This is a genomic window from Nonlabens xiamenensis, from assembly GCF_003865345.1.
In the GTDB taxonomy this organism is placed as follows: Bacteria; Bacteroidota; Bacteroidia; order Flavobacteriales; family Flavobacteriaceae; genus Nonlabens; species Nonlabens xiamenensis.
On record NZ_RMVE01000003.1, the window covers coordinates 314798 to 327563 of the forward strand.

General features: G+C 41.4%; 14 protein-coding genes. 7 read left to right on the forward strand and 7 right to left on the reverse strand.

Annotation, left to right across the window (positions count from 1 at the left end; all coding sequences use genetic code 11):
- Window positions 1-59: 59 nt before the first annotated feature.
- Entirely contained in the window at window positions 60-1022 is a 963-nt protein-coding gene (locus EGM47_RS09825) for a phosphoribosylaminoimidazolesuccinocarboxamide synthase (protein ID WP_124980637.1), read from the reverse strand.
- 220 nt (window positions 1023-1242) lie between these two features.
- A complete protein-coding gene (locus EGM47_RS09830) occupies window positions 1243-2193 on the reverse strand; it encodes a PhoH family protein (protein WP_124980638.1) in 951 nt (316 codons plus the stop codon).
- Window positions 2194-2342: 149 nt separating this feature from the next.
- On the opposite strand from EGM47_RS09830, the gene EGM47_RS09835 reads away from it, so the two are divergent.
- From EGM47_RS09835 to gldG, 4 genes are read left to right on the forward strand one after another with little or no spacing between them, the layout of a single operon-like run.
- Complete coding sequence (locus EGM47_RS09835; protein ID WP_124980639.1) at window positions 2343-3179, forward strand: SAM hydrolase/SAM-dependent halogenase family protein; 837 nt, start codon at window positions 2343-2345, stop codon at window positions 3177-3179.
- On the forward strand, window positions 3176-3472 hold the full coding sequence (locus tag EGM47_RS09840) for a putative quinol monooxygenase (RefSeq protein WP_124980640.1): 297 nt from the start codon (window positions 3176-3178) through the stop codon (window positions 3470-3472). The genes EGM47_RS09835 and EGM47_RS09840 overlap by 4 nt, the downstream gene beginning before the upstream one ends.
- Window positions 3469-4197, forward strand: coding sequence for a gliding motility-associated ABC transporter permease subunit GldF (gldF, locus tag EGM47_RS09845; protein WP_124980641.1), 729 nt, complete (start codon window positions 3469-3471; stop codon window positions 4195-4197). The genes EGM47_RS09840 and gldF overlap by 4 nt, the downstream gene beginning before the upstream one ends.
- A 1-nt stretch (window position 4198) precedes the next feature.
- On the forward strand, window positions 4199-5917 hold the full coding sequence (gene gldG / locus EGM47_RS09850; protein ID WP_124980642.1) for a gliding motility-associated ABC transporter substrate-binding protein GldG: 1719 nt from the start codon (window positions 4199-4201) through the stop codon (window positions 5915-5917).
- A gap of 603 nt (window positions 5918-6520) precedes the next feature.
- Here gldG and ychF read toward each other — a convergent pair.
- From ychF to EGM47_RS09880, 5 genes are all read right to left on the reverse strand, one after another.
- Window positions 6521-7615, reverse strand: a complete 1095-nt coding sequence (gene ychF / locus EGM47_RS09860; protein WP_124980644.1) for a redox-regulated ATPase YchF — start codon at window positions 7613-7615, stop codon at window positions 6521-6523.
- 181 nt (window positions 7616-7796) lie between these two features.
- Window positions 7797-8426, reverse strand: a complete 630-nt coding sequence (locus EGM47_RS09865; protein WP_124980645.1) for a DUF4252 domain-containing protein — start codon at window positions 8424-8426, stop codon at window positions 7797-7799.
- Between the two features lie 39 nt (window positions 8427-8465).
- On the reverse strand, window positions 8466-8996 hold the full coding sequence (locus tag EGM47_RS09870) for a DUF4252 domain-containing protein (protein WP_124980646.1): 531 nt from the start codon (window positions 8994-8996) through the stop codon (window positions 8466-8468).
- A 35-nt stretch (window positions 8997-9031) separates the two neighbouring features.
- Entirely contained in the window at window positions 9032-9499 is a 468-nt protein-coding gene (locus EGM47_RS09875; RefSeq protein WP_124980647.1) for a hypothetical protein, read from the reverse strand.
- Entirely contained in the window at window positions 9496-10005 is a 510-nt protein-coding gene (locus EGM47_RS09880; protein ID WP_124980648.1) for an RNA polymerase sigma factor, read from the reverse strand. The genes EGM47_RS09875 and EGM47_RS09880 overlap by 4 nt, the downstream gene beginning before the upstream one ends.
- A gap of 179 nt (window positions 10006-10184) precedes the next feature.
- Between EGM47_RS09880 and EGM47_RS09885 the strand changes: the two genes are divergently transcribed.
- From EGM47_RS09885 to EGM47_RS09895, 3 genes are all read left to right on the forward strand, one after another.
- Window positions 10185-11612 (forward strand): S41 family peptidase, encoded by a 1428-nt coding sequence (locus EGM47_RS09885; RefSeq protein WP_124980649.1) that lies wholly within the window; start codon window positions 10185-10187, stop codon window positions 11610-11612.
- 68 nt (window positions 11613-11680) lie between these two features.
- Window positions 11681-12340 carry a hypothetical protein gene (locus EGM47_RS09890; protein ID WP_124980650.1) on the forward strand — a complete coding sequence of 220 codons (660 nt, stop codon included), beginning with the start codon at window positions 11681-11683 and terminating at the stop codon, window positions 12338-12340.
- Window positions 12340-12717 carry a VOC family protein gene (locus EGM47_RS09895; RefSeq protein WP_124980651.1) on the forward strand — a complete coding sequence of 126 codons (378 nt, stop codon included), beginning with the start codon at window positions 12340-12342 and terminating at the stop codon, window positions 12715-12717. The genes EGM47_RS09890 and EGM47_RS09895 overlap by 1 nt, the downstream gene beginning before the upstream one ends.
- Window positions 12718-12766: the final 49 nt, after the last annotated feature.

A 12766-nucleotide genomic window follows, 5' to 3' on the forward strand; every position in this document is an offset into this window, starting at 1 on the left:
TGTTCGATGTATAATCCTCCTTTCGAAAAATAATTATTGACGATTTGTCCAATGCTTTACTATCTATGCGACAGCCACTGGCGAACATTGGTGTCGATGCGATTTGATATATCAGAGGTATCGGCTTTTTCAAAGTCTCTACCAGTGATCCTTTCATAAAGTTCGACGTAGCGATCACTCACACCCTGGATATATTCATCGCTCATTTCTGGTACCTGCTGCCCTTCCAAACCTTGAAAATCATTGGAGATCAACCATTGTCGAACGAATTCCTTGCTGAGTTGTTTCTGAGGTTCATTGTTGTCCTGACGTTGCTGATACCCGTCGGCATAAAAGTATCTGGAAGAATCTGGTGTATGAATTTCGTCTATCAATACTATTGTTCCATCCTGTGTTTTTCCAAATTCATATTTGGTATCCACCAGAATCAATCCGCGCTTTGCGGCAAGCTCGGTACCACGTTGAAACAGCGCCTTGGTGTATTTTTCTAGTACGGCATAATCTTCGGCAGAGACAATTTTGCGTTGTAGAATTTCCTCTTTGGAAATGTCTTCATCGTGGTCTCCCATTTCTGCTTTTGTAGCAGGAGTGATGATTGGCTCAGGAAATCTATCGTTTTCTTTCATGCCATCTGGCATGGAAACACCACACAATTCTCTTTTACCCTTTTTGTATTCCCTGGCAGCATGACCAGACAAGTACCCACGAATGACCATTTCTACCTTAAAAGGTTCACAACGATGTCCGATGGCTACATTAGGGTCAGGAGTTGCCAGCAACCAGTTGGGAACAATATCTTCGGTATCCTTCATCATTTGAGTAGCGATCTGGTTGAGAATTTGCCCTTTATAAGGTATCCCCTTAGGCATCACCACATCAAAGGCACTGAGTCTATCACTGGCGATCATCACTAATAATTGATCCTCCAGATAATACACTTCCCTGACTTTTCCTTTGTATACTTTTTGTTGTCCGGGAAAATCAAAATCTGTCCCTGTGATGGTTGTAGGTAATGATGGCATGCCTCTAATGGTTTGGATTGCTGCACAAATTTGCAGATTTTTCAGTTGCCTCAACTAACATTGAGCAATTAATTTAAATGAAGTTATTGACTGGATATCATCAGCATTCATTTTCTGAAAAATGAAAACAAATAACTTTGGCCAAGAGCCGCAACGTGCATATATAGTGCGCTAATTAGCCTATCAGTTGATAAAACAATCCTTAGATCAATAATCCGAATCAATTCCTGTTTTCAATCTGTTTGTAAGCTGCCACGACATGTTTTACCAGACGGTGTCTGACCACATCACTATCGTCCAAATACATCATACCCACACCCTTGACATCCTTCAAGATCAACAAAGCCTCTTTGAGTCCAGAAGTGACCCTCCTGGGCAGATCAATCTGCCCAGGATCACCAGTAATGAAGAATTTGGCATCCTTACCCATTCTCGTCAGAAACATTTTCATTTGCGCGTGGGTGGTGTTTTGAGATTCATCCAGTATCACATAAGCCTGGTCCAGTGTTCTTCCTCTCATAAAAGCCAATGGCGCAATCTGAATGGTACCTTTTTCAATGTAAGCGGCAAGACGTTCTGCAGGAATCATATCCCTTAGTGCGTCGTATATAGGTTGCATATAAGGGTCAAGTTTTTCTTTGAGATCTCCAGGTAAAAAACCAAGGTTCTCGCCTGCTTCTACGGCTGGTCTTGTGATAATAATTCTTTTGACTTGTTTCTCCTTGAGTGCACGCACCGCCAAGGCCACACCAATATAGGTTTTACCAGTACCTGCGGGACCTACGGCAAAAACCATATCATTCTTGTTACAAAGTTCTACCAGTTTGCGCTGATTGGGAGTTTTAGGACGAATCAGCATTCCTGAATTACCATGTACAAGGACTTCATCTTTTCCCTTGCCCATATAATCATGGCTGCTGTCACTGGTCAGCAATCGTTCCATCACGTTTTCATCCATTTTATTGTATATACCAAAATGGGTCAACATCATTTGGATACGTTTGTCAAATTCAGCTAATTGTTCTTCATCTCCATATACCTTCATGGTACTACCTCTTGCCACAATTTTCAATTTGGGGAAATGGGATTTTAAGAAAGCTAGATTCTTGTTTTTGGCTCCAAAAAATTCTCTTGGATTGGATTCTGACAGGTCGATGATAAGTTCGTTCAAAAGCGGCGTTTTAGTTCTGAGATTGCGTGTTAATTTTCATAGTTTTGTTTGAGGTCAAACCAGTGTTTGAATGTAATAAAATTTGTTCTTCAAGCCGCAAGACCGATCGGATTTTAACCAGCAATTAATTAACAGTTTTTCAATTCCGTATGGCCATAATTACCTTAACAACAGATTTCGGCTGGAAAGATCCCTATGTGGGAGCGGTAAAAGGGGCGATTTATAAGGAATTGAAGGAAGTCACCATTGTGGATATATCGCATGATGTTACGCCTTTCAACATTGCCGAAGCAGCTTACATCATACAAAATGCCTATCACTCCTTTCCAGAAGGCACCATTCACATCATAGGGGTGGATGCAGAACACACCCCTGAAAACATTCATATTGCCGTATTACTTAAAGGACATTATTTTATTTGTGCAGATAATGGTGTACTTGCATTGATCATGAACAAATTGAGACCTGAAAAACTAGTAGAGATCAATATACATGACCGCATCACCAGTAATTTTACCACCCTCGATGCTTTTGTCAGTACGGCTTGTCATATCGCTCGAGGCGGAACACTGGAAGTAATCGGAAAACCTCTGTCGCGTATCCGCGCTATTTCAGGCGTACAACCCAAAGTCTCTGATAGCAGCAATAGCATTTACGGACAAGTCATTTATATTGACAATTACGGAAATTCGGTGACCAATATATCTGAGGAGATTTTTGATACAGTGGGTAAAGGTAGGGCGTTTGAAATATCTGCCCGAAACGAACGATTTACCAAAATCTTCAAACAGTATAGCGATATCATTAACTTTGAAGACGAAGAGAAAAAACGGGACGTGGATGGTAAGGGGCTCGTCATTTTCAATAGTGCCGGCTATTTGGAAATGGCTACCTATAAATCCAATCCGCTAACCGTCGGAAGCGCAAGTTCGCTTTTCGGTTTAAAAATTAATGTTCCGGTGATCATAACCTTTAAAGACTCATGATTGTACGTATTGTCCACATGCATTTTAATGCCCATGATATCGATGCCTTTAAGTTATTATTTAAAGAACATAAAGAGGCCATCCGGAATCAGCCAGGTTGTACATTTTTGGAACTCTACCAGGATACGATCGACAAACAACGTTTTTTTACTTACAGTCATTGGTCAAATGAATCGGCACTCAATAATTACCGTCATAGTGCGTTGTTTGCTAAAGTATGGCCTGCTACCAAGGTTTTATTTGACCAACAGCCCAAAGCCTATTCCGTAAATAAAATACACAGCCTAGCATGAAAGCCATTTTTATTAAAGAACTTAGAGGTTTCTTTTCTAGCCTAACCGGTTACCTGGTGATTGGTATTTTCCTGCTGGTGACTAGCCTTTTTGTATTTGTTTTCAAGGGTGAATACAATATATTGGACTACGGATTTGCTGAGCTAGCCCCCTTCTTTCTTTTAATACCCTGGCTTTTTATGTTCCTCATACCTGCCATCACCATGCGCAGCTTTACAATAGAACGCAACTTGGGTACACTCGAAATGCTCGTAACACGACCGATTTCGTACAGAAAATTGGTAGGGGGAAAATATGCAGCTGCACTGGTATTGATCGTTTTGGCGCTCGTACCCACTCTTATTTACGTATGGAGCATCAGCGTTTTAGGAGAAACACCTTATAATATGGATTATGGTAGTACTCTTGGGAGTTACTTGGGCGCCCTGTTGTTGGCCATGAGCTACACCGCAATCGGCATATTTAGTTCTACGCTGACTTCCAATCAAATTGTTGCTTTTCTTTTGGCTGCTGCTTTGAGCTTTGTCATGTACTTTGGCTTTGAGGGATTACAGGGCCTCGTTGCCGACTCGGATAGCCTTTCGGCACTGGGATTGAAATATCATTATGAAAGTATGGCCAGAGGAGTAATTGACACGCGGGATATGATTTACTTTTTGAGTGTCGCTGTACTTTTTTTCGCTTTAAGCGAAATAAGCCTTAAAACCTTACTTAGTAAAAGATAAGATGAAAAAAAATATTAGAAACATCCTCATACTTATCGTCCTATTGGTGATCATACACTTTTTGTCTAGCCACTTTTTTACCCGTTTTGACTTAACCAGGGACCAACGCTATACCGTATCCCCTACCACCACTAAGTTGCTGGAAGAAGCCTACCATCCCATCGTAATTGATGTGTTTTTAGACGGCGAACTCCCGGGAGAATTCCGCAAATTAAAAATGGAGACCCGACAATTCCTGGAAGAGATGGCAGCCATCCATCCTCATCTAAAATACAACTTTGTCAATCCCATTGAGGATGCCAGCCCGCAAGAAACCCAACAAATTACCCAACGGCTTAACGAGCTTGGCGTCAAAGGTGCCGTAGCGACGATTCAGGAAGGTGGCTCCAATACCAATCTTACCATATTTCCATATGCCTTGATCTTATATGAAGGTGAAACAACACCCGTTCCTCTTCTTAAAACCGTGGCTCGAGCAACGACTGAAGAGAGGGTCAACTCCAGTATTCAACAACTGGAATACCAATTTGCAGATGCCATCAGAAAGGCTTCCCAACCCAAAACCAAAACTATTGCCTTTCTAAGAGACAGCGGTACCTTAAAGGATATACAGATCCGGGATTTTATTCTGTCCCTGCAGGAGTATTATAGTGCGGCACCTTTTGGTATCGAGTTTGTTAACACCAGTGATTCTATACAACCGCAGCAAGTACTAGCTTCTCTCAGCAAATTTGACCTCGTGGTTGACCCAAAGCCTACCGAAGCTTATAGTGAAACGAAAAAATATATTATTGACCAATATTTGATGCAGGGTGGAAAACTATTGATGGCAGTCGATCCGATTGTCATGGAAAATGACAGCTTATCCAATGCAGAAGCTAAAGCTTATCCATTATCGAGAGACCTGAATCTGGACGATATGTTATTCAGGTATGGATTGCGCTTGAATCGAGGCTTGGTGAAAGATTTAAGACATGGCCCCATTGCGCTGGCTGTCGGTCAAGGTCGCAATACCCAATATGAGGCTTACCCCTGGCCCTACTACCCCATTTCAAAGTCATCGCCGGATACCAGCAAGACCGCTCAATTTATTACAAAAAACCTGGAGGAGGTGCGATTTGAATATACTGGAAGCATTGACACCTTGGCCAATGATATTAAAAAAACGGTACTACTCTCTAGCTCTGATCAAACACAGGTACTAACGCTTCCAGCTGTTGTGTCTCTATTAGAACTGGAACAAGAAGACAATCCAGCAGCTTACTCGAGGTCCCACCTCCCACTGGCTGTACTCGCAGAGGGACAATTTACCAGCGCTTACAAAAACAGGGTCAAACCATTTGAGCTCGCTAATTCCAGGGATCAGGGAGAGCAAGGTGCCATTGTTCTCATCGCCGATGGTGATGTATTGAAAAATCAAGTAGATCGCGGAAGAGCGACTGAATTAGGCTACGATATCCGCACCGGTTCGTTATATGGCAACAAAGAGTTTTTGATGAATACAGTAAATTATTTGTTGGACGATACCGGATTGATCAAATTGAGAAACAAGGACATCCAAGTACCGTTTTTGGACACCCAAAAAGTAAGCCGCACCCGCCTGCAATGGCAATTGATCAATGTGTTACTGCCATTACTGCTGATCAGCGGTTTTGGTCTGTTGTATTTATGGTGGAGGAAGCGTAAATATTCGGCAGTTGCATCTGGGGGAAATGTATAAGTCTGAAGGTCTCCAAATCTTAAATGAAAGCAGACGTTTCTTTAGATTATTATGGATATTTCTTTGCAGCGCTTTGATTCTTTTTATTGCTTATCAACTCATCAATGAATACATACCTGAATCCACTCACCACCGACCTATGCGAATAGAAAGGAAAACGTGGTGGATGATACTGATTTTATCAACAATCCTTACGCTGAGCCTGATCTTGCTGAGACATTTTTACCGGACAACCTATAATCTTTATTATGACCTGGAGCGGCTTTATTTTATTTCTAAAAAAGAAAAAATAAGTGTGCCCTTACAAAAAATTACCCGTGTTCAGTGTACCATGGCCAGTTTTAAACTCATGGGCTTTCGATGGCAGAAATACGAAATTCACAGCCTAGGCTATCCGCACTACATTAAATTTTTTATTCCTCATAAAAATGAAAACTTAGAAAATTTTGAGTCGTTATTGGAGCGAAAAGTGCCTGAATGTAGGATTTTTGGCTGAGGGTTGATAAATTTTCTTTACCATTATAAACAAAAAAGCCGCGTGACTTATCAACGCGGCTTTTTTATGGGTTACTTCAGCTCGATGAGGGTGTAACAAATAGGTATTTATACATTGAAAAGGAAATGCATGACGTCTCCATCTTGAACGATGTACTCTTTACCTTCCACCTTTAGCTTTCCAGCCTCCTTGACTTTGGCCTCAGAGCCGTAATCTACATAAGTGTCGTATTTGATCACTTCTGCCCTAATAAAACCTTTTTCAAAATCGGTATGAATGACACCTGCTGCCTGCGGTGCGGTTGCACCTATCTTAACGGTCCAGGCACGTACTTCTTTTTCTCCAGCGGTAAAATAGGTTTGTTGATCTAGCAGTTTATAAGCAGCACGGATCAACTTTGCACTACCAGGTTCTTCCAGACCCATATCTGCCAAAAACTCCTGACGCTCTTCATAATCCTCCAGCTCAGTAATGTCTGCTTCTGTACCTACCGCAAGTACCAAAACTTCTGCATTTTCGTCTTTTACTGCTTCCTTGACCTGATCTACATAGTCATTACCTGAAACCGCTGCCTCGTCATCTACATTGCACAGATAAAGGACAGGTTTATCCGTAATAAATTGTAAAGGCTTGATATATTCTTTTCTGATTTCTTCGCTTAAGTCGACCGCTCTAACAGAAATTCCTGATTCCAAAGCGTCTTTAACTTTGACAAGCGCCTCTTCTTCCTTGATCGCTTCCTTATTACCTGTTCGCGCGGCTCGCTTGACCTTTTCCAGTTTTTTTTCGACAGTCTCTAGATCTTTGAGCTGTAGTTCAATGTCAATGGTTTCCTTATCGCGGATAGGATCAACACTTCCATCCACATGAACGATGTTGTCATTGTTGAAGCAACGCAAAACATGAATTATGGCATCGGTTTCACGTATGTTTCCCAGGAATTGATTTCCCAGCCCTTCCCCTTTGCTGGCGCCCTTAACAAGACCTGCGATATCTACAATTTCGACTGTAGCTGGAATCACTCTTTCTGGATTGACCAGCTCCTCCAATTTCTTTAATCTGGGGTCAGGTACGTTGACCACGCCTACGTTAGGCTCAATGGTACAAAATGGAAAATTGGCACTTTGTGCCTTGGCATTGGATAGGCAGTTAAAAAGTGTTGATTTACCTACATTAGGCAGTCCTACGATTCCGGCTTTCATTCTTATGGATTTCTAGAGTTAGCGACTTTAGACCTTGATGTCTGGACTAATTAACAAGACCCGGTCAAAAGGCGTGCAAATATAAAATATCCTACTGCATTTCAGGCATAAGACCTTTTCTTGCATAAAAAAAATCGGCAGGCCTTGACCTACCGATTTCTAGTATTTAGATTTATGGATATCAATCCTCGATATCAGCTTGTATCTCTTCCACAGTTTGTTGCAATTCCTGCTCGTTGTCTATCTTGTCGCCTCTCTTATTCATACCCAGATCTCCAAGAATTCCTTTCATCATGCTGGTGTCTACATCTGCATTTTCCAGCTCTTTCATCATTTTCATCAACTGACTAATATTCATGTCGTCACCAATAATTCTGGCTATCCCCATTCCCATCTCGTCTGATGTTCCAAAAACAATGATTTCATCAATAGAATCTGCATCGCCTTCATAAAGGAACTTTGCTTTCACGCCATCCCTATTATGAGTCATGAGTGTCTTATACCTTTCACTCTTCAGAATATCATTCAATTCGGCACTTTCTTTTTCATAAGTGGCCTTATTGTTTTCGTTCAGCGGGAAAGCCAGTACATTAATTTTCTTTACCGATTCGAAGGCGGCTTGGGACTCGGAGCTCATTTCACTACCATCTATACCCAAAATTCCTTTAGGAATAGAAGTACTGATGAATCCATCTTTTTCATCGCTCTCGACAATATAGCTTTGCAACGTAGGTGCTGGATCCGACTCACAAGACATCACTCCCAACAGGGCGAGTGCTAAAAAAATTGTTTTGATCAAGTGGTTTTTCATAATGTGGTTTTTTAATGGTGTTGGTTGTGTAATCACGGCTTATTTGTCCTTGGTAGCTTCTTCAATTTGCTTTTGTCCAGGTACATTGATCATTTTGGTGATTTTGGAAATCTGGTTCAAATCAATATTTCCCGAAATCTTCAAGACAATAGCTTCGGGATTGTCCGTGTTCATGGTTTCATCAATGACCATGACTAGGGTTTTTACCTTTTTGTCTGAAGCCCTCTTGACGTGAAAACTAAAGTTTTGATCATCCTCCTTTACGCTCATGAGTTTGACAAGACCATTTGAACTGATGTAGGCATTGGCCATGTCGATCATTTTTCTGGCACTATCAGGATTACTGGTTTCATAGAATCTAGCATCTTTCAAACTGTCCAGAAGTTCCTTTCCAGCTTTCATGCCTTCATCTTGAATATCCATATCGATCTCTGCCAAAAGCTCAAAGGCATCTTTGGTAACTACGGTTTCTGAGATGTTTTTCAGGCTTCCCATTTTCTCAAAGGCATCCTGGGCAAGAACTGGCAATGCCATCATTACCATTACGAGTGTAAGCATTAACTTTTTCATGTTGACTTATTTAAATTGTGATTGAGGTTTTGTTATTATTTTAAATTAAAGACTGCTGTAGTCTTATTTTCCAAGGTATTCATTGGGCTCATTTTACGTTTACCTTTATTGAGGCGATCGCCTACCATTTCCAGCATTTTCAAGGTTTCTTCTCGAGCCTCTTCGGCATTGGCGACTGTTCCCAAATCTTTGTTATCCGAGGAAACAGGGCCGTCATAGAGTCCTGCACCTGCAGCGACCAGCAAAGCAAAGCCTGCAGCTATGGCCAGTCCTTTCCATCGTCGTGCATTCTGTTGCTGGTCCAGCGCGTTTTTTCTTTTCACTTTCGCGAAAGCGTCATACGTGCCTTCCTGCATTTGTTGTTCCAACTCAAAACTGTTGAAAATACTACGGTAGACTTCGTGCTCTGGAGCTACATTCCCAGCATTGAAGTAGTCCCGCAATTCCTGTTCTTCGTGCAGGCTGGTCTGACCTTCCCAATATTTATGCAATAAATCGTTCATGCGATTTCAGTTTTATAATGTTCTTCTATTTTTTCTTTAAGCATTTTTCTGGCCCGGCTCAAAGCCACTCTTACCGCAGTGGATTTCATGTCCATAATGGTTTCAATGGATTCAAAATCATAATTCTGAATATCCCTGAGGTGCAAAATACTGCGGTACTGCTCAGGAAGCTCTGCAATCATTTTCCGTACCATTTTCACTTCTGTACGCCTCTCTAGTTGGTCCTGAGCATTTAAATCTTCACTGTCATAATTACTGTGAACGATTTTTAAATGACTGGCCTGTTTACTTTTCAATCGGTCCAATGAAAAATTCTTGACCATTTGCATGGCGTAGGCTTCTTTGTTCTTTACCTTTTTCAACTGTGTACGTTTCTCCCATAATTTTACCATAACTTCCTGCACCGCGTCTGCAGCCTCCTCATGGGAAGTAAGCAGCCTTTTGGAGAGAAAGTACATTTTGGGTTGTACCTCCTGAAAGGTTTTGATAAAAGTTTTTTGGTTCATTGTTCTGGTTATACTTGCATGACGAGAGTCTCCTTCATTTGTTACCAAAGCTGATCAATTTTAACAATTTGGCCCGAAAATTGAAATTCATGTGCTAGAATTAGGAGTATCAAGCTTATCATTTCTTTGATGAATTTGTGATGCTATTTACCTATTTTTACTCCAAATCAGCGATGAAAATGAAAAAATTCCTAGGTTTTTCCTTACTTCTTTTATTGATCGGCACCAGCGTAACTAGTTGTTTTGATGATCGGGATGACGTATTTGCCAGTGATGCAGTTGTCAAAAATTTTATTTACAGAGGCATGAATGCCTTTTACCTCTACAAACCTGAAATTCCAGTGCTGGCAGATGATCGTTTTGCCAATACCAGCGAATTGGAAAGTTATCACGAACAATTTGAAAGGCCAGAAGAATTTTTTGAGTCCTTATTGTTTGATCCGAATCGCGTAGATCGCTTTAGTGTTCTAGTCAGTGATTATGTGGCATTGGAAAACATTCTGTCGGGAAATACCCTGAACAATGGGATGGAGTTTGGACTGGTGGCAGAGACAGGTAGTATGACTGATGTTTTCGGATATGTGCGTTATGTCTTGCCAAATACCAGCGCCGACCGACAAAATGTAGTTCGCGGTATGGTATTCAACAGCATTGATGGCATCCGACTTACCAGAGAAAATTTTAGGACTTTACTGGCACAGGATAATTATACCATAGGTCTTGCTAGCCTTAATAATGGCGTAACCACTGCTATCGGAACAGAAATAGATTTAGTCAAGGAAGTAGTTCAGGAAGACCCTATTCATGTTACCCGTGTGATTGATCAAGGCGGACTGAAAATCGGTTACCTCATGTACAATAGCTTTTTATCGCAGTTTGACGGTGATCTCAATGCTGTTTTTGCAGATTTTCAGGCACAAGGTGTAACGCACCTAGTATTGGACTTAAGATATAATGGTGGAGGATCGGTCAATACTGCAATCATTTTGGGAAGCTTGATCAGTGGTAACCCCACGACCGACATTTTCTCTACCGAGGAATGGAATCCAGATATTCAAGCACAATTAGCGATGCAGGACCCGGATTTGCTGGTCAATTTTTTTGCAGACCAAACCTCGACAGGTAATGCATTGAATAGCCTAAATCTATCCAAAGTACACATCATCACCACCGGTAGTAGCGCCAGCGCCAGCGAACTCGTAATCAATTCGCTGGATCCATATATCAATGTGGTACAAGTGGGTGATGATACGGCAGGAAAGTTTCAAGCCAGCATTACTTTATATGACAGTCCAGACTTTAGAAGATCCGGCGCGAACCCTTCTCATCGATATGCCATGCAGCCCCTGGTGTTGAAAAGTGTTAATTCGGCAGGTAATACAGATTATATTGATGGTCTGGCGCCAGATATAGCTATACGGGAGGATTTAGAAAATTTAGGAACCTTGGGAGACCCTAGTGAACCACTATTGGCCGAATGCTTAAATGATATCATGGTGAACGGTAGATCACAGCGATCTTCTGCACTGCAGATCGATTATGAGGAATTTACCGGAAGTAACCGCCTGCGCCCGCTGGGTGACCAAATGTGGAAAAATCTAGACTAAAAAATATCGCTAATATTTAACTATGGGCCATAGGATCATGCTTAAATTTAGCCATTGTTTCATCACTTATGTCTGCCTCTAAAATGTTAAAAAGCTTTACGATTTTCAGCTTTATTTTGATCGCTTCTCTTTTTCAATTCAAGGCTTTTGGACAGGAGTTGCCTGTCGAGAAGCCCATGTACTTCTTTGATCATTTGGGGAAGCCCATGATGGAAAAGGATTTTGAAAAAAAAATAAGGTCCTTTGGTTATACCCATAGCTTTCGCGAAAGCGATACCGCATTTGTAGGTCGTTTACAACTGATCCGTGAGAAAGGCCAGCTATCAACAACTGAACTTAAGGAAATCCGAGCCTATGTGAGACGTTTGACTGGAAAGACCGTAGAGAAAGCTAATACGTTAGTGCTACATTATTTTATCGCTCCGACCGAGGATACTTCCGCTTGTGACGAAAAGTACCTCAATCAACCTACCTATATCAAGACCCTGGAGAAAAGACGAACCGTAGAGCAGTTTTTTATTAGTGAAACAGGATACCTGAAACAGAAAGAACAAGTGTTTCAAGATAGGGAGAGTTTCTTGCGTGATCATTTGTTTGCTCATGCACAGATTTGCGGCAATTATGTTATTATACAACCTGACGGGAGTTATTACGCCAAATATGGGGTCTTCAAACAAACCTCTGACTTGAGTCGGATCGATGCCAACTGGGATAATGGACAGGATTGATGAATTTAAATCAAATCACCATACCCGTAACCGATGTTATTGTATCCATTAGCTTTTATGAGCAACTGGGGCTGAACTGTATCGTCCATACCCACGATGATTATGCGAGATTAGAGTTGCCGCAAGGAGAGGCCACTTTAAGTCTTACCCGCGTGGACAAGGTAACTCAAGGGAATGGTATAAAAGTTTATTTTGAATGTGCTGACATCGATGAAAAAGTAGCGTTTCTCGAGTCTAAAGGCATTCATTTTGATTCGGCTCCTGAGGATAAAACCTGGCTTTGGAGAGAGGCACATCTCAGGGATCCCGACGGTCACCATTTAATTCTCTTTCGCGCTGGAACCCATCGAAAAAACCCGCCCTGGAGAAAGAAATAGCATCTTCATAATGTAGTCAGGTTAAAATTCCTATTTTCAACACCAAAAC

Coding starts and splice junctions, on each gene's coding strand:
- EGM47_RS09825 (WP_124980637.1), bottom strand. CDS start 1,022: ATGCCATCATTACCTACAACCATCACAGGGACAGATTTTGATTTTCCC.
- EGM47_RS09835 (WP_124980639.1), top strand. CDS start 2,343: ATGGCCATAATTACCTTAACAACAGATTTCGGCTGGAAAGATCCCTAT.
- EGM47_RS09840 (WP_124980640.1), top strand. CDS start 3,176: ATGATTGTACGTATTGTCCACATGCATTTTAATGCCCATGATATCGAT.
- gldF (WP_124980641.1), top strand. CDS start 3,469: ATGAAAGCCATTTTTATTAAAGAACTTAGAGGTTTCTTTTCTAGCCTA.
- gldG (WP_124980642.1), top strand. CDS start 4,199: ATGAAAAAAAATATTAGAAACATCCTCATACTTATCGTCCTATTGGTG.
- ychF (WP_124980644.1), bottom strand. CDS start 7,615: ATGAAAGCCGGAATCGTAGGACTGCCTAATGTAGGTAAATCAACACTT.
- EGM47_RS09865 (WP_124980645.1), bottom strand. CDS start 8,426: ATGAAAAACCACTTGATCAAAACAATTTTTTTAGCACTCGCCCTGTTG.
- EGM47_RS09870 (WP_124980646.1), bottom strand. CDS start 8,996: ATGAAAAAGTTAATGCTTACACTCGTAATGGTAATGATGGCATTGCCA.
- EGM47_RS09875 (WP_124980647.1), bottom strand. CDS start 9,499: ATGAACGATTTATTGCATAAATATTGGGAAGGTCAGACCAGCCTGCAC.
- EGM47_RS09880 (WP_124980648.1), bottom strand. CDS start 10,005: ATGAACCAAAAAACTTTTATCAAAACCTTTCAGGAGGTACAACCCAAA.
- EGM47_RS09885 (WP_124980649.1), top strand. CDS start 10,185: ATGAAAAAATTCCTAGGTTTTTCCTTACTTCTTTTATTGATCGGCACC.
- EGM47_RS09890 (WP_124980650.1), top strand. CDS start 11,681: ATGTCTGCCTCTAAAATGTTAAAAAGCTTTACGATTTTCAGCTTTATT.
- EGM47_RS09895 (WP_124980651.1), top strand. CDS start 12,340: ATGAATTTAAATCAAATCACCATACCCGTAACCGATGTTATTGTATCC.